Origin of the sequence: Pseudomonas sp. GM33 (assembly GCF_000282295.1) — a bacterium.
Taxonomy (GTDB): Bacteria; Pseudomonadota; Gammaproteobacteria; order Pseudomonadales; family Pseudomonadaceae; genus Aquipseudomonas; species Aquipseudomonas laurylsulfatiphila.
This window is the reverse complement of the sequence record NZ_AKJO01000190.1, coordinates 1-14475: the sequence shown is the minus strand read 5'-3', so window position 1 is coordinate 14475 and position 14475 is coordinate 1. Positions and strand designations below refer to the sequence as shown.

At 60.5% G+C, this 14475-nt stretch carries 18 protein-coding genes; 8 read left to right on the top strand and 10 right to left on the bottom strand.

Annotated elements, in window-relative coordinates; translation table 11 throughout:
• Window position 1 precedes the first annotated feature (1 nt).
• Complete coding sequence (locus PMI26_RS00530; RefSeq protein WP_007980826.1) at window positions 2–307, top strand: HigA family addiction module antitoxin; 306 nt, start codon at window positions 2–4, stop codon at window positions 305–307.
• A 50-nt stretch (window positions 308–357) separates the two neighbouring features.
• Here the strand turns inward: PMI26_RS00530 and PMI26_RS00535 are convergent, their stop codons facing one another.
• Window positions 358–879, bottom strand: coding sequence for a BRO-N domain-containing protein (locus tag PMI26_RS00535; RefSeq protein ID WP_007980824.1), 522 nt, complete (start codon window positions 877–879; stop codon window positions 358–360).
• Window positions 880–1269: 390 nt separating this feature from the next.
• Complete coding sequence (locus tag PMI26_RS00540; protein ID WP_007980822.1) at window positions 1270–1530, bottom strand: accessory factor UbiK family protein; 261 nt, start codon at window positions 1528–1530, stop codon at window positions 1270–1272.
• 419 nt (window positions 1531–1949) lie between these two features.
• Here PMI26_RS00540 and glnK point away from each other — a divergent pair, with 419 nt between their 5' ends.
• The 4 genes from glnK to sutA all read left to right on the top strand — a co-directional run bounded on the left by glnK (window position 1950) and on the right by sutA (window position 4726).
• On the top strand, window positions 1950–2288 hold the full coding sequence (gene glnK / locus PMI26_RS00545) for a P-II family nitrogen regulator (protein WP_002555808.1): 339 nt from the start codon (window positions 1950–1952) through the stop codon (window positions 2286–2288).
• A gap of 35 nt (window positions 2289–2323) precedes the next feature.
• Window positions 2324–3661: an ammonium transporter gene (locus PMI26_RS00550; protein ID WP_007980820.1), complete on the top strand. Its 1338-nt coding sequence runs from the start codon at window positions 2324–2326 to the stop codon at window positions 3659–3661.
• 214 nt (window positions 3662–3875) lie between these two features.
• Window positions 3876–4301, top strand: a complete 426-nt coding sequence (locus tag PMI26_RS00555) for a secondary thiamine-phosphate synthase enzyme YjbQ (protein ID WP_007980818.1) — start codon at window positions 3876–3878, stop codon at window positions 4299–4301.
• Between the two features lie 101 nt (window positions 4302–4402).
• Entirely contained in the window at window positions 4403–4726 is a 324-nt protein-coding gene (gene sutA, locus PMI26_RS00560; protein WP_007980816.1) for a transcriptional regulator SutA, read from the top strand.
• 187 nt (window positions 4727–4913) lie between these two features.
• On the opposite strand, the gene PMI26_RS00565 is transcribed toward sutA, so the two are convergent.
• From PMI26_RS00565 to lptM, 6 genes are read right to left on the bottom strand one after another with little or no spacing between them, the layout of a single operon-like run.
• The gene (locus tag PMI26_RS00565; RefSeq protein WP_007980815.1) at window positions 4914–5621 is read right to left on the bottom strand and encodes an HAD family hydrolase; all 708 of its coding nucleotides are present in this window, start codon (window positions 5619–5621) and stop codon (window positions 4914–4916) included.
• Entirely contained in the window at window positions 5618–6517 is a 900-nt protein-coding gene (gene xerC, locus PMI26_RS00570; protein ID WP_007980812.1) for a tyrosine recombinase XerC, read from the bottom strand. The genes PMI26_RS00565 and xerC overlap by 4 nt, the downstream gene beginning before the upstream one ends.
• Window positions 6518–6519: 2 nt before the next feature.
• Entirely contained in the window at window positions 6520–7245 is a 726-nt protein-coding gene (locus PMI26_RS00575) for a DUF484 family protein (protein WP_007980809.1), read from the bottom strand.
• 13 nt (window positions 7246–7258) lie between these two features.
• Window positions 7259–8089 carry a diaminopimelate epimerase gene (gene dapF, locus PMI26_RS00580; RefSeq protein ID WP_007980808.1) on the bottom strand — a complete coding sequence of 277 codons (831 nt, stop codon included), beginning with the start codon at window positions 8087–8089 and terminating at the stop codon, window positions 7259–7261.
• Between the two features lie 4 nt (window positions 8090–8093).
• Complete coding sequence (lysA, locus tag PMI26_RS00585) at window positions 8094–9341, bottom strand: diaminopimelate decarboxylase (protein WP_007980806.1); 1248 nt, start codon at window positions 9339–9341, stop codon at window positions 8094–8096.
• 12 nt (window positions 9342–9353) lie between these two features.
• The gene (lptM, locus tag PMI26_RS31160; protein ID WP_007980804.1) at window positions 9354–9530 is read right to left on the bottom strand and encodes an LPS translocon maturation chaperone LptM; all 177 of its coding nucleotides are present in this window, start codon (window positions 9528–9530) and stop codon (window positions 9354–9356) included.
• Between the two features lie 307 nt (window positions 9531–9837).
• Here lptM and cyaY point away from each other — a divergent pair, with 307 nt between their 5' ends.
• The 3 genes from cyaY to rnk all read left to right on the top strand — a co-directional run bounded on the left by cyaY (window position 9838) and on the right by rnk (window position 11062).
• Window positions 9838–10170: an iron donor protein CyaY gene (gene cyaY, locus PMI26_RS00595; protein WP_007980802.1), complete on the top strand. Its 333-nt coding sequence runs from the start codon at window positions 9838–9840 to the stop codon at window positions 10168–10170.
• A 4-nt stretch (window positions 10171–10174) separates the two neighbouring features.
• Window positions 10175–10396 carry a DUF1289 domain-containing protein gene (locus PMI26_RS0130025; protein ID WP_015097337.1) on the top strand — a complete coding sequence of 74 codons (222 nt, stop codon included), beginning with the start codon at window positions 10175–10177 and terminating at the stop codon, window positions 10394–10396.
• 255 nt (window positions 10397–10651) lie between these two features.
• A complete protein-coding gene (rnk, locus tag PMI26_RS00600; RefSeq protein WP_007980800.1) occupies window positions 10652–11062 on the top strand; it encodes a nucleoside diphosphate kinase regulator in 411 nt (136 codons plus the stop codon).
• A gap of 8 nt (window positions 11063–11070) precedes the next feature.
• Here the strand turns inward: rnk and PMI26_RS00605 are convergent, their stop codons facing one another.
• Together PMI26_RS00605 and PMI26_RS00610 are read right to left on the bottom strand one after the other, a co-directional pair.
• Window positions 11071–13914: a class I adenylate cyclase gene (locus PMI26_RS00605; protein WP_007980798.1), complete on the bottom strand. Its 2844-nt coding sequence runs from the start codon at window positions 13912–13914 to the stop codon at window positions 11071–11073.
• 192 nt (window positions 13915–14106) lie between these two features.
• Window positions 14107–14352, bottom strand: a complete 246-nt coding sequence (locus PMI26_RS00610) for a TIGR02647 family protein (protein ID WP_007980796.1) — start codon at window positions 14350–14352, stop codon at window positions 14107–14109.
• Window positions 14353–14475 lie beyond the last annotated feature (123 nt).

Below are 14475 nucleotides of genomic sequence, written 5' to 3'. Positions count from 1 at the left end.
AATGACTAAGAATGGTATGCGCCCGGTTCACCCTGGCGAGATCCTCAAAGAGGAATACCTGGAGCCTCTGAGCCTTACGGCTGCCGCTCTGGCAAGAGCGTTGAATGTGTCGACACCTACGGTGAACGACATCGTGCTCCAGCGTCGGGGTGTCAGTGCTGATATGGCTTTAAGGTTATCTATCTGTCTGGACACTACCCCGGAATTTTGGCTGAACCTGCAATCAACTTACGATTTGCGTAAAGCCGAGATTGAACGAGGGGCTGCGATTCGGGATCAGGTTGAGCGGCTTGCGCACTGTGCCTGATTGTTGTCTTGGATTTTCTGACCCCCACGCCAAAAGCGTGGGGTTTTTATTCAAAATGCGTGAAGCATCTTCGCGGCTCTTTTCCACCAAGGCGCACTGATAGCAGGCCTTGAAGCCTCCTGATCAGGCAGCATCTGCGGCACATCCTGCAACCGAATCCACGGCTGGTTATTCCAGTGCAGCAGACTCAACGACATTTCCGGCCAGTTGAGCAGGCTCAGTTGTGGGCGTTCGGTTGTGGTGGGGTGTTGGGCGTCTCGCAGGGCGGGGACGACTTCGTGGGTGAGCCATTCACGCAAGGCTCGATATTCGGGGCAGTAGTGGTAGACGAGCATGGCGTAGACACCGGATTCGCTGATCAGCAGGGTGTTTTCGATGCGGCCGTAGATGAGGGTTTGGGTGGTTTGGTATTGGTCAGGATCGAGTTTTTGGACTTGGCGGTCGTTGAGGTAGATGCGAAGTAATCGGCCCAGGTCGCGGGCGCTGAACCAAGGTTGGTTTTGTATTAGGAGGGCGTGGAGGTGGAGTTTGTGGCGGGTGAAGATCTGGGGGGTTAGGTAGTTTTCTTCCATCGTGCAGTTCTCGGGGTCGAGTGAAGAGAAACTGCCTCTGATCGTCGCCAAACGAAAAGGGTGGCAGCCATGCGCGGGTTGGCGAACCGGTGACGCCCGAAAACCGGCAGACCTTAAGGTCTCCCACGCACAGCTGCCATAACTCAAGATGGGGAGAAACTCCCTATTTCGAATGTGGTCGTAGTGCGTCGGGGTTTTTCCAGGTCGCCAAACCCAGTGCTGAACATTCAGCGGGGATGAGCTTAGAGATCGGATACCTGGCGACGCAATCGGACGGCGGTGTGATGTTTGTAGGACGTTGCCGGGATTTTTGCGGGGCTTGGGATCAGAAGATCGCAGCCTTCGGCAGCTCCTACAGGGGGGGCTGTGTTTCAAAGCGGGATTGATGGGTTACTCGGTTGGCGGATTGAGCTTCGCTTCCATCTCCGCAACCTTCGTTTCAAGAGCCTCCAGCCGCGCCCGCGTGCGCGCCAATACAACCATCTGGCTATCGAACTCTTCCCGGCTCACCAGATCCAGTTTGCTGAAGCCGCTCTGCAGCAACATTTTGAACTGGCTTTCGATTTCGGCTTTCGGCAGGGGCGTGTCGCCGCTGAAGAGGCGGGAGGCGGTGCCGGTCAGGGCGTCGAGGAAGTCTTTTGGCGCGAGCATGGGCAATGTCCTGGAAACAATGACGGGCAGTGTATCACGCAGTGTCTATAGTCATTTGCGCGGGCAAGGGGTGCACGGTTTTCGCGCATCGGGACGGACGGCGTCGCACCGTTGTTGTGCGTAACGTGCCGGGTGTTGTCGCGAAGTATCCGCCATCCGCCGGTAAAGGCTTGAAAACAGTCAGTTTTGTGGAGATGGCAAGCTTTCTGCTTAGATGCTGGTGACCCATGCACTGATGCAGTCGCTGTGACGAATGCAGTGCGCCAGGCGAATCACGGGGAGTGCTTCGCAAGGAGCGGTTAGCTGGCGTCGGACGGGCAGGTAAGGCCGACGATGCGTTACAAAGCCAGGCACTGCGCTTAGACTTGAGACGGGTTTGTTTTCCTGGGGCAAGTCCACCAATTCGGGAGAGAGTTTTCATGAAGCTAGTCACTGCCATCATCAAGCCGTTCAAGCTGGACGACGTACGCGAGTCGCTGTCCGAGATCGGCGTGCAGGGCATTACCGTCACTGAAGTCAAAGGCTTTGGCCGGCAGAAGGGGCACACCGAGCTGTATCGCGGCGCGGAATACGTGGTCGATTTCCTGCCCAAGGTGAAGATCGACGTCGCCATCGACGACAAGGATCTGGACCGGGTAATCGAAGCCATCACCAAGGCGGCCAACACCGGCAAGATCGGTGACGGCAAGATCTTCGTGGTCAATCTGGAACAGGCGATTCGCATCCGTACCGGCGAAACCGATACCGACGCAATCTAAGCCGCCACAAACCCAACGCCCCAGGAGAAAACAATATGACTCTGCGTAAATTCGCAGGGCTAGGAGCCCTGTTGTCCATCGTAATGCCCAGCCTTGCTTTGGCGGCAGACGAAGTGGCGGCCCCGGTCCTCAACTCTGGCGACACTGCCTGGATGTTGACCTCTACAGCCTTGGTGCTGTTCATGACCATTCCCGGCCTCGCGCTGTTCTACGGCGGCATGGTCCGGTCGAAAAACATTCTTTCCGTGATGATGCAGTGCTTCGCCATTACCGGTCTGATCAGCGTCCTGTGGGTCATTTATGGCTACAGCATCGCGTTCGACACCACCGGCATGGAGCAGGGCGTCGTCAACTTCAACTCGTTCTTCGGCGGCATGGGCAAGGCATTCCTTGCCGGTGTCACGCCAGCCAGCCTGACCGGTCCTGCGGCGCTGTTCCCTGAAGCGGTGTTCATCACCTTCCAGATGACCTTCGCCATCATCACGCCGGCGCTGATCGTCGGTGCCTTCGCCGAGCGGATGAAGTTCTCCGCGATGCTGGTCTTCATGGGCATCTGGTTCACCCTGGTTTACGCGCCGATTGCGCACATGGTCTGGTCCGGTAACGGCGGCCTGATGTGGGACTGGGGCGTTCTGGACTTCGCCGGCGGCACCGTGGTGCACATCAACGCCGGTGTGGCCGGTCTGGTTGCCTGCCTGGTGCTGGGCAAGCGCAAAGGTTTCCCGACCACGCCGATGGCACCGCACAACCTCGGTTATACCCTGATGGGCGCGGCCATGCTGTGGGTCGGCTGGTTCGGTTTCAACGCCGGTTCCGCCGCTGCGGCCAACGGTACCGCCGGTATGGCGATGCTGGTGACGCAAATCGCGACTGCCGCTGCTGCGCTGGGCTGGATGTTTGCCGAGTGGGTCACCCATGGCAAACCTAGCGCACTGGGCATCGCTTCGGGCGTGGTTGCCGGCCTGGTGGCAATTACCCCGGCTGCCGGCACCGTTGGCCCGATGGGTGCGCTGGTCATCGGTCTGGCGGCTGGCGTGGTGTGCTTCTTCTGCGCCACCACCCTGAAACGCAAGCTCGGCTATGACGACTCCCTGGACGCCTTCGGCGTACACGGTATCGGCGGTATCCTCGGTGCAATCCTGACCGGTGTGTTCGCAGCTCCCTCTCTGGGTGGCTTCGGCACCGTGACCGACATCGCCGCACAAGTGTGGATTCAGTGCAAAGGCGTAGGTTTCACGGTGATCTACACCGCGATCGCCACGTACATCATCCTCAAGGTGCTGGATGCGGTCATGGGTCTGCGCATCAATGAAGAAGAAGAGGCGGTCGGCATCGATCTGGCGCTTCACAACGAACGCGGCTACAACTTGTAAGCAGGCGCATAAAAAACTTGCCCGGCTTGCCGGGCATTTTTTTGTCTGAAATTTGTCATTGAAGGGTGAGCTGAAAGGTTTTTTCCTACAGGTTTTAGGATGTTTACGTCGGGTGTTTTTGTGCGGTCGAAGGCTTACATGATTGAAGGAATATTAGGGCCTTTGTTTTTTCCCAGAGCGCGCTAGAATGCGCCCCGAACGTGCGGAGAACTGTATGTGGCAACAGACTCTGATTACCTTGCGGGCGAGGCCCCGGGGCTTTCACCTGGTAACGGACGAGTTACTCGCCGGCCTGCCTGAACTCAAGGCGTGTCGGGTCGGTCTGTTGCATTTGTGGCTGCAGCATACCTCGGCGTCGTTGACCATCAACGAGAACGCCGATCCGGCGGTACGTCGCGACTTCGAACGGTTTTTCAATCGTCTGATCCCACAAGGAACAGACGGCTATGAGCATAACGACGAAGGCCAGGACGACCTCCCGGCGCACTTCAAGGCCAGCGTGCTTGGCTGTCAGCTCTGTTTGCCGATTTCGGCAGGCCGGCTGGCGTTGGGAACCTGGCAAGGCGTTTATCTGGGCGAGCACCGCGATCATGGCGGTGCCCGTAAAGTCCTCGCCACCGTGCACGGTGAAGAGGCATAACCGCTGGTCAGCAGCGGCTGTTGATTTTTTTCCGGCAGCCTTCGACAGAGGGCAAAGCTGGGCTATAACTAATCTGCTTTTCGCAAGTCATGAGGTAGAACATGAGCGACGATGATCTGGAAAACGACGACCTCGAAGTAGGCGACGACGACGAAACCGAAGAAGGTCTGGAAGCAGCGGCGGAAGACGTCGCTGAAGACGACGGCGGTGATGCGCCCGTTCCGACCGCCAAAGGCAAAGCCAAGGCAGCGGTATCGGTCGATGAGCTGCCGAGTGTCGAAGCCAAGAACAAGGAGCGCGATGCCCTGGCCAAGGCCATGGAAGAGTTCCTTGCGCGTGGTGGCAAGGTGCAGGAAGTGGAGGCCAATGTGGTCGCCGATCCTCCCAAGAAGCCGGATAACAAGTACGGCAGCCGGCCTATTTGAGCCTGCTACCCGCTTGCTGAAAAAGCCCGCCGTCGCTGCGGGCTTTTTCATGCCCGGAACAAAAAATATGAAACCTGTGGTGATCCCTGTGGGAGCGAGCTTGCTCGCGATGGCGGAGTGTCAGGCAACATTTATTTTGAATGTTAAGCCCTCATCGCGAGCAAGCTCGCTCCCACAGGTTTTTTCGTCAGGCCGAAGACGAATTCCACCGCGCCAACAACGCCGGCAATTCGGTCAGGCTGCAAATTTCGGCATCCGGCAACCGTTCCGCTTCCCAGACCTTGCCCGCCGGGTTGAACCAGATCGCCCGCATCCCCGCTTGTTGCGCACCGGCAATGTCATCACCCGGATGATCGCCAATATGCACCGCCGTATCAGCCGTCGCGCCGCCGCGTTGCAGGGCTTCATGGAACAGCCGCGCATCGGGTTTGGCGATGCCGATGTCTTCGGCGCACAACGCAAATTTGAAGTAGTCAGCCAGGCCTAGTCGACGCACATCGGCGTTGCCATTGGTGACCACGCCGAGGGCGTAATGGTTGGCCAGCAACTCCAGGGTCGGTTGCACCTCTGGAAATATTTCCAGCTGATGCCGGGCATGCAGAAACACTTCGAAACTCTGATCGGCCAGGTCCGACGCTTCAGCATGGGGATATCCGGCTTCTTCCAGGGCCTGGAACAACACGCGCCGGCGCAAGGCGCTGATACGGTGCTTGAGGTTCGGCTCGATGCTCAGGATGCGTTCGCGTATGGCCCACAAATGTTCCACCGGCACCGCCCCCAGGTTGGGCGCATGTTCGGTCAGCCATGCACGCAATATGGCTTCGGCGCTGACGATGACGGGTGCGGTGTCCCACAGGGTGTCGTCGAGGTCGAAGGTGATCAACTGAATGCTCATGAATCGTCGCCCTTAATGCGTTTGGCCCTTGGGTGGGCGCTGTCGTAGACCGTGGCCAGGTGCTGGAAGTCCAGGTGGGTGTAGATCTGCGTAGTCTTGATGTCCGAGTGCCCGAGCAGTTCCTGCACCGCGCGCAGGTCCTGTGAGGATTCCAGCAAATGGCTGGCGAAGGAGTGCCGCAGCATGTGCGGATGCAGGTTCTGTCCCAGTTCGCGCTCGCCGGCAGCCTTGACCCGCACCTGGATCGCTCGGGGGCCGAGACGTCGCCCCTGTTGGCTGACGAACACCGCATCGTCCACCGGGTTGGCCATGGCCCGCAGTGGCAGCCACTGCTCCAGCGCTTCGCGGGCTTTTTTTCCTACCGGCAGCAGGCGGGTCTTGCTGCCTTTGCCGAGCACCTGGACCATGCCGTCGGCGAGGTCGAGTTGATCAAGATTGAGCCCTGTCAGCTCCGACAGCCGCAGCCCGGAAGAGTAGAACAACTCCAGAATCGCCTGGTCCCGACGTGCCAGGAAGTCATCCTCCACACCACCCTCCAGCAGTTGCAGGGCGCGGTCGGTGTCGAGGGTTTTCGGCAGGCGGCGTTCACCTTTCGGCGGCGCCAGGCCATTGGCCGGATCGTGGTCGCACAGGCCTTCGCGATTGAGGTAGTGATAGAGCCCGCGAACGGCCGACAGCAATCGCGCCAGGCTGCGGGACGATTGCCCTTGGGCGTGCAGGCGGGCAATCAGGCTGCGCATGCGCTGGATGTCCAGCGCGGCCCAGCTGCCGATGTTCTGTTTGACGCACCAGCCCAGCACTTTGTCGAGGTCGCGGCGGTAGGCCGACAGCGTGTGCGGCGACACCTGCCGCTCACTGCGCAGGTGTTCGCAGTAAGCGTCCAGTTGTCGTTCCATGTTCAGCGTACCGAGCGCAGGGAATTGTTGACCCGTGGCAGCACGCGACCCATGACTTCAGCGATGTAGCTCAGGAACAAGGTGCCCACGGAGCTTTTGTAGTGCTGCGGATCACGGCTGGCGATGGCCAGGATGCCGTGGATGCCCTGGTGGCTGATGGCGACGACCGCGGTGGAGCCGATCTGCTTGCGCTGTTCTTCGCCGAACAGGAAGTCCAGTTCATGTTCGCGCAGGCTGCCGCTGACGCTTTTGTCTTCCGAGAGCAAGCCGCCGATGGCCACTTGCGCTTCGGCGTGAGTGGCCCAGCGGCCCACCGGCATGGCGTTGTCGCCGAGCAGGATGAGGCTGACGAAGGGCACCTGGAATTCCTGGCGCAGGCTGTCTTCGACGCACATCACCACGTCTTCCAGGCTGGCGGCGTCCATCAGCGCGAGGATCAGGCGACGGGTCTTTTCGAACAGCCGGTCGTTGTCCCGGGCCACGTCCATCAAATGCGACAGGCGATGACGCAGTTCAATGTTGCGGTCGCGCAGAATGGTCATCTGACGCTCCACCAGCGACACCGTATCGCCGCGTCGATGGGGAATACGCAATGACGGGAGCAGCTCTTCGTGCTCGACGAAGAAGTCCGGATGAGCCTCCAGGTACGCGGCAACAGCCGCCGCCTCCAGGCTTTCGGACGGTGATTCGTCAGCTTGTCGTGCGGGTACCTGAGGCTTGTCTGTCATGGATTTCGCTCACTCAAAGACGCACTTGTCCTTCATATACACGCACTGCCGGGCCGGTCATCATCACCGGCTGGCCAGGGCCTGCCCATTCGATGGACAAGCGCCCGCCAGGCAGGTCGATCAATAGCGGCGAATCCATCCACCCCTGGCTGATCGCGGCCACTGCGGCGGCACAGGCGCCGGTTCCGCAAGCCTGGGTTTCCCCGGCTCCACGTTCCCAGACGCGCAACTGCGCGCGGCTCCGGTCGATGACCTGAAGAAAACCGACATTGACCCGTGCCGGGAAGCGCGGGTGATGTTCGATTTTCGGCCCCAGCTCATGCACCGGCGCGTTGTTGATATCGCTGACCCGCAGCACGGCATGGGGGTTGCCCATGGACACGGCGGCCAGATCGACCGGGGTGCCGTCGACGTCGACCTGATAGCTCTGGGCCTGCTCCGGTGCCTGGAACGGAATATCCGCCGGCACCAGGCGCGGGGCGCCCATGTTCACGCTGATCTGGCCGTCGTTACGCACGTCGAGCTCGATGATGCCGCTTTTGGTCTCGACCCGAATCAGCCGCTTTGCGGTCAGGCGCTTGTCGAGCACGAAACGGGCGAAGCAGCGCGCACCGTTGCCGCACTGTTCCACTTCGGAACCGTCGGCGTTGAAGATCCGGTAGCGGAAATCCACGTCCGGATTGCTCGGCGCCTCGACGATCAGCAACTGGTCGAAACCGATGCCGGTGTGCCGGTCGCCCCATTGCTTGGCATGTTTGGGCAGGATGTGCGCGTGCTGGCTGACCAGGTCGAGGACCATGAAGTCATTGCCCAGGCCGTGCATCTTGGTAAAACGCAGCAGCATGGTTTTACTCCGGCAGCAGGCTTTCGCCAGCAAACAACTCGGCTACCGTTTCACGGCGACGCACTTCAAATGCCTGATCACCGTCCACCAACACTTCAGCGGTACGGCCGCGGGTGTTGTAGTTGGAACTCATGACAAACCCGTAGGCACCGGCCGAATGCACGGCCAGCAGGTCGCCTTCTTCCAGGGCCAGCTGACGATCCTTGGCCAGGAAGTCGCCGGTCTCGCAGATCGGGCCGACGATGTCGTAGGCGCGGGCCGCCGATTGACGCGGGCGCACGGCCGTGACGTCCATCCAGGCCTGGTACAGCGCCGGGCGGATCAGGTCGTTCATGGCGGCGTCAACGATGGCGAAGTCCTTGTGCTCGGTGTGCTTGAGGTATTCGACCTGGGTCAGCAATACACCGGCGTTGGCGACGATGAAGCGGCCCGGCTCGAACACCAGCGCCAGGTCGCGACCATCGAGGCGTTCACGCACGGCCTTGATGTAGTCGGCAGCCAGTGGTGGCTCCTCGTCCTTGTAGCGCACGCCCAGGCCACCACCGAGATCGATGTGGCGCAGGTAGATGCCGCAATCGCCGAGGCGGTCTACCAGGCCCAGCAGGCGGTCGAGAGCGTCGATGAACGGCGGCAGGGTGGTCAGTTGCGAACCGATGTGGCAATCGACGCCGACCACTTCCAGGTTCGGCAGTTGCGCGGCGCGTACGTACACGTCTTCGGCGTCGGCGATGGCGATGCCGAACTTGTTCTCTTTCAGACCGGTGGAAATGTATGGGTGGGTGCCGGCATCGACGTCCGGGTTGACGCGCAACGAAATCGGCGCGCGAACGCCCAGTTCGGCAGCGACCACTTGCAGGCGTTCGAGCTCGTCGGTGGATTCGACGTTGAAGCAGTGCACGCCGACTTCCAGGGCGCGACGCATGTCGTCACGGGTCTTGCCGACGCCGGAGAACACGATCTTGTCGGCGCTGCCGCCAGCGGCCAGTACACGTTCCAGTTCACCACGGGAGACGATGTCGAAACCGGCGCCCAGACGCGCCAGGACATTCAGGACGCCCAGGTTGGAGTTGGCCTTGACGGCGAAGCACACCAGGTGCGGCGTGCCGGCCAGCGCATCGGCATAAGCCAGGTACTGGGCTTCGATGTGTGCACGGGAGTAAACGTAGGTCGGCGTACCAAAGCGCTCGGCGATGGCAGACAGGGCAACACCTTCCGCGAACAGTTCACCGTCACGGTAGTTAAAAGCGTCCATGAGGTTCCCTTATTATTGGTAGACGTCGTGCTTGTGTGCTTTGGAGGCAGGCTGCTGCTGCGATGACTTGGCTTGCTCGACAGGGTCCTGGTCTTCATCGGGCAGGTACAGCGGGCCTTTTTGACCGCAGGCCGACACAAGGCAGGCAACCGCGAGGAGCGCAGCAAGGGAAGAGATCAGGCGCTTCATGGCGAAATCCTTGAAAATGCATTAATTGCGCCGGAGTATACCGGCCACCCGGCAGCTTGCCTATGCAACGGACCGCCCGTCCGGCGGGGGTTGGGCCGATACCGGTTGGTATCACGCAATCCCTGTGGGAGCGGGCTTGCCCGCGAAGGGGCCAGCACATTCTGCCTCTTTGTTGACTGAACCACCGCTTTCGCGAGCAAGCCCGCTCCCACAGACGGCCGCTTGGTCATTATCCTTTGCAATCGACGAGGCTCGGTCGTATCTTGCGGCGCTTGAGCCTGATCAGACACTTTTTGAGGTTGCCGTAATGAGTTTGTCCGAAGCGCGTTTCCACGACCTGGTCGATGCCACCCAGCAAACCCTGGAGGACATCTTTGACGACAGCGACCTGGATATCGACCTCGAAAGCTCGGCCGGTGTGCTGACCGTCAAGTTCGAGAACGGCAGCCAGTTGATCTTCAGTCGCCAGGAGCCGCTGCGTCAGCTGTGGCTGGCGGCGGTGTCCGGTGGTTTCCACTTCGACTACGACGAAGAAAGCGAGCGCTGGATGTGTGACAAGAGCGAAGAGCAGTTGGGTGAAATGCTTGAGCGTATTGTCCAGCAGCAGGCCGGTGTCGAGCTCGATTTCGAAGGCCTGTGAGATCGTGACTCAGCCTGCGTCTGTCCGCCCACCGAAGCCGCTCTACAGCAATGTCAGCCCGGCGGTGCCGTCGCCGTGCAGCGGTGTGTGTCGGCTGGACGAGCAGAAAGTCTGCCTGGGCTGCTTCCGCCATGTCGAAGACATCCGCGAATGGCGCTCGGCCGACGATGATCGCCGCCGTGTCATCTGCGCCCAGGCCTCTGAGCGCAAAGCCACCGCCCTGTAGGAGCTGTCGAGCGAAGCGAGGCTGCGATCTTTTGATCTTCAGCGTCTTCAGAGCCGCCAAAAATCCAGATCAAAAGATCGCAGCCTTCGGCAGCTCCTACAGGGGGGCGGTGCTGGCATCCGGCCCCGGCTTGTATATTTTTTGAGCTGTGATAGTGTCCGGATACGCCTCAACCCATCGAGGCTTGTGAAAACCCCGCCTTTTTCTGGCGGGGTTTTGCTTTTTTCGTGCAGAAGAAAGGAGTCTGCCCAGATCATGACCGCACCTTCCATCACCCTTACCCGTCTGGACGTCCAGCGTCTGGAGCGTCTGATCGACAGCCTGGACGACACGCTGCCGGGCGTTATTGCGTTGCAAACCGAACTGGATCGCGCCGATACCGTGGTCGGCCACGATGAAGTGCCGGCAGATGTCGTGACCATGAATTCCCGTGTGCATTGCCGGGAAGAAGGCAGTGGCAAGGACTACCACCTGACCCTGGTGTACCCCAAGGATGCGAATGCCGACGAAGGCAAGGTCTCAATCCTGGCGCCGGTGGGCAGCGCGCTGCTCGGCCTGAAGGTTGGCCAGCATATCGATTGGCCGGCTCCGGGCGGCAAGACCCTGAAGCTGACGTTGCTGGAAGTCGAATCGCAGCCGGCCAATGGCGGCGCGTTCCCGGAGTGACATCCCCCTCAGACCTGATCGAGCGCCTCGTTCAATGCCTGCTCCAGGTCTGCTTTGTAGCGCAGGTACAGATGGGTGGAACTCTGCCCTTCGCCGAGCAAGCCTGACAGGTCGAGGTCGGTGATGTAGCAGCGGTAGCGTTCTGTTTCCCGGCGCTGCCCGACGATTTCCCGGGCGACCACGCTGAACAGCTGGTCGCCATGCTCCAGTTCGGAAAACTCCCGTTGATTGCAATACAACGTCACCTGCACCTGACCCGGTGCGGCTTTGCCGACGATCGCCTGCACGTCGTAAAAGGGTTTGTTCACTGGCGTCTGCGGCACCGGCCGGGCTTCAATGCGACGCGCCCGGCCAGGGCCTGACGGCAACAGCTGGCAATACCGGGTGTAGAGGTTCAAGGGGTGGGCAGCGTCCATCGGCAACAGGGCATCGCGACGGTACTGGATCGATTGCAGGAACCGCTGCAGCGGCACCAGCAGGCTTTGCTCGTCGTGCCAGGGCAGGCGTTGCTGCCACAGGGCATTGAGCTCATCGAGCACGTACAGATCAGCCTGATCTTCGTTGACCCGATAGAATACCTGGATGGAGTCCGGCTGGCCCGTTGGCAGGAACAGCGCAAGGTCGTGCTCTTCCAGGGCGTTTGGGTCCAGGTGAAGCGGGCTGTAGCTCGCCATTTCTTCACCCAGGTAATCGATCAACGCCGGCAGGGTGTCCAGTGCGATGTGCTGGACCTGTCCCGGTACCAGCTCCAGCACGTGGTAGTGCTGCTGGACCTGGATCAGGTAGCGGTGATTGAGCCGGCTCAGCAGCAGGTTCTGCGCAGTGTCGAGGATGTCTTCCACCCGTTGTGCGATGAACTGCGCGCGGTTATGGCAGAAACAGCGCACCTTCAGCTTCGGCTGTTGCGGCCCGGCTGGCAGGTTGTTGAGGTAATCGCGAATGCAGTCGAGCAGGGCGTGGGGGCCGTCGTAGCGAGCCACCAGCACTTCGTTCCAGCTATTGAGCGTGACCTGGTCCAGCGTCAGCACCAGGTTTTCCCGAACCCCGGCGTAGCTCAGTGAATCGGTGCGCTCGGTGGTCATCAGGATGTTCAGGTCGCGATGGTGCTTGAGCGGATCGATGCCGACATTCACCAGAATCAGCACTTCACTCGGCACGCTGGCGCGCAACAGAGGTTCTTCGGCGACGGTGGGCAAGGGCAGGGCGATGGTCTGTTGCAGGCTGCCGAGCAGGTTGAACAGCTCGAACTCGCTCAAGTCGCTGGTGCCAGGGTGCAGGGCCAGTCGGGTACTGCTGTCGATTACGCCATTGCGGTGGCACCAGGTCAGCAGCTCGAGCAAGTGACGGCTGCGTTTGATCGGCGCGAAATGTTCCCACTCCAGCGCCGTCAGGCTGCCGTTGTACAAGCCCCACTGGCTTTGCCCCGGTTCTTTCCTGTTCGGCGCGTGCACCAGCGTCAGGGTGTCTTCAGCCAGGTCCGGGGCGATACCGGGGTTGATGAACTCGACTTTGCCGGCCTTGCGCTCGAAAGCGGCGTATAGCCGACGCCCGAGGACACTCAGGTCGCGCTTGTTGATGCGGCTGACCGTTTGCTCCTGTCGGGCAAACTGGGTGAGGAAGCGGTAGCTGTAGTTCAGTTCATTGACCAGCGCCCGCCGCTCGGAGCCGACCTGACGGACTTTCCACTGACTGCGGCTATCGAGCAGGGCCAGTTGGCGCTGGTCCCAGTGCCATTCATGGGCCAGACGCTCAAGCAAAGAGCGCTGCCAGCTCTGGGTGCGGCTATTGCCGGTGAGTTTGCGATTGACCTTCAGGTACAACGCGCGGCGCACCAGTTCCAGCCGTTCCGGTTCGTTGCGGGCGATCAGGTATTCCTCGATGCGCCGGTACACCACTACGTACGGGTCCAGCTCGTCGAGGTCGAGCCGGTTGGCGAATACCGCTTGCTTGAAGCGCAGGCTCAGGCAATGGACCCTGGGGTGTTCGCTGGCATATACCTCGGTCAGCAGCAGCTTGAGTACCGATTTGTAGGGCGACTCGATGCCCTTGAACAGCTGCCAGAGCCCGGCGCCGATAAATTCGCCGGGCGGGATAAAGGCCAGGTTGCCGAGGTCGAGGGTTTCATCGGCACGGATAAAGCGCTTGGAAATCAAGGTATGGGTGTAGCGGTCGTAGCTCGATTCTTCGTAGACCGGCACCAGCCACCAGATCGGCGTACGCCCGGCCAGCCAGATCGCGGTGCGGTAAAACTCGTCCAGCAACAGGTAGTGCTGGGTAGTGCCGCAATCTTCCGAGCTCAACTGGGTGTCGCGCTCGCCACGGACGAAACGGGTCGGTTCGATCAGGAAAAAGTGCGCTTCGGCGCCCTGGCTGGCGGCCCAGGCTTCCAGCAGCTGGCATTTTTTGCGCAGCTCGGCGAGTTCGTTCTCGGCCAGGTCCGGCCCATGGCAGACCCAAACATCCATGTCGCTCTGGTCGGCCTGGGCAAGGGTGCCGAGGCTGCCCATCAGGAACAGTCCGTGAATCGGCCTCGGCGGGTTGCTGCCGTGGCGAGGCTTGTAGGAAAACGAGCGGGTCAGGCGCTGGGCTTCTGCGAGGACATTGGCGTCCGGTTCGAAATTCGACAGCCCCGCCGGCGTACTGCCGGAAACGTAGCCGGGCAATAGCGGATGATTAACGTGGAAAAACAGCGGCAGCAAGGTCAGGACCCCTTGCTGGCGGGTCGACAAGCCTTCCATGGCGCGCGTCATGCGCCCTTCGTTGAGCTTCAGAAAGCGTGCGCGCAGCTGGCTGAGAACCTTGCGGTCGATTCCCTCGTCCAGATCGGGGCGGATTTCATGGGTGCGGGTCATGTCAGCTCAAACCGGCTCGCAGGGCACGGACGTGGGAGTCTCAGGTGGGGGCAGTTTAGCGCCTTGAGGCGAGGACTTTTAAGCTGATTTATTTTTCTGGCGTCAGATTTCTATCGGTGGGGACAGGAATCAGGGTGGGATGTGCCCGCGGAAATCCCTGGATCGGGGTCTCCGTGGGCGATGCGGCAGAATTCAGGCTGTTACTTCGGCGTTAAGAATAGTCAGCACGCTTTGCACATTTTGCGCGGCATCACGACCCAGGCTGGTCAGGTAACCGCCATCAGGCTGGTCGGTCAGTTCTTTTTCAAAGAGGCGTTTGGCGGCGGCTATGTGTTTCGGGGCAGCGGTCTGATGAATTTTCAGACCTTCCTGGGAACTGTCCAGGTTGAAGAGTGCAAGGACTTCCAGTTCGGCAACCAGCTCAGGGGTAAGCGACATAAGGACTCCAGACTTTCTAGGAATTGGACGACAGCGCTCCTAAGGTGAACCCGCTTGTCCGGCATGTCCAGTGCTGGCGACAGAGATTTTCTGCCTCGCATAAAAAAAGATCGCAGCCTGCGG

Excerpts from the sequence above, each read along its gene's own strand:
- PMI26_RS00530 (WP_007980826.1), top strand. The coding sequence starts at position 2 with ATGACTAAGAATGGTATGCGCCCGGTTCACCCTGGCGAGATCCTCAAA.
- PMI26_RS00535 (WP_007980824.1), bottom strand. The coding sequence starts at position 879 with ATGGAAGAAAACTACCTAACCCCCCAGATCTTCACCCGCCACAAACTC.
- PMI26_RS00540 (WP_007980822.1), bottom strand. The coding sequence starts at position 1,530 with ATGCTCGCGCCAAAAGACTTCCTCGACGCCCTGACCGGCACCGCCTCC.
- glnK (WP_002555808.1), top strand. The coding sequence starts at position 1,950 with ATGAAGCTAGTCACTGCCATCATCAAGCCGTTCAAGCTGGACGACGTA.
- PMI26_RS00550 (WP_007980820.1), top strand. The coding sequence starts at position 2,324 with ATGACTCTGCGTAAATTCGCAGGGCTAGGAGCCCTGTTGTCCATCGTA.
- PMI26_RS00555 (WP_007980818.1), top strand. The coding sequence starts at position 3,876 with ATGTGGCAACAGACTCTGATTACCTTGCGGGCGAGGCCCCGGGGCTTT.
- sutA (WP_007980816.1), top strand. The coding sequence starts at position 4,403 with ATGAGCGACGATGATCTGGAAAACGACGACCTCGAAGTAGGCGACGAC.
- PMI26_RS00565 (WP_007980815.1), bottom strand. The coding sequence starts at position 5,621 with ATGAGCATTCAGTTGATCACCTTCGACCTCGACGACACCCTGTGGGAC.
- xerC (WP_007980812.1), bottom strand. The coding sequence starts at position 6,517 with ATGGAACGACAACTGGACGCTTACTGCGAACACCTGCGCAGTGAGCGG.
- PMI26_RS00575 (WP_007980809.1), bottom strand. The coding sequence starts at position 7,245 with ATGACAGACAAGCCTCAGGTACCCGCACGACAAGCTGACGAATCACCG.
- dapF (WP_007980808.1), bottom strand. The coding sequence starts at position 8,089 with ATGCTGCTGCGTTTTACCAAGATGCACGGCCTGGGCAATGACTTCATG.
- lysA (WP_007980806.1), bottom strand. The coding sequence starts at position 9,341 with ATGGACGCTTTTAACTACCGTGACGGTGAACTGTTCGCGGAAGGTGTT.
- lptM (WP_007980804.1), bottom strand. The coding sequence starts at position 9,530 with ATGAAGCGCCTGATCTCTTCCCTTGCTGCGCTCCTCGCGGTTGCCTGC.
- cyaY (WP_007980802.1), top strand. The coding sequence starts at position 9,838 with ATGAGTTTGTCCGAAGCGCGTTTCCACGACCTGGTCGATGCCACCCAG.
- rnk (WP_007980800.1), top strand. The coding sequence starts at position 10,652 with ATGACCGCACCTTCCATCACCCTTACCCGTCTGGACGTCCAGCGTCTG.
- PMI26_RS00605 (WP_007980798.1), bottom strand. The coding sequence starts at position 13,914 with ATGACCCGCACCCATGAAATCCGCCCCGATCTGGACGAGGGAATCGAC.
- PMI26_RS00610 (WP_007980796.1), bottom strand. The coding sequence starts at position 14,352 with ATGTCGCTTACCCCTGAGCTGGTTGCCGAACTGGAAGTCCTTGCACTC.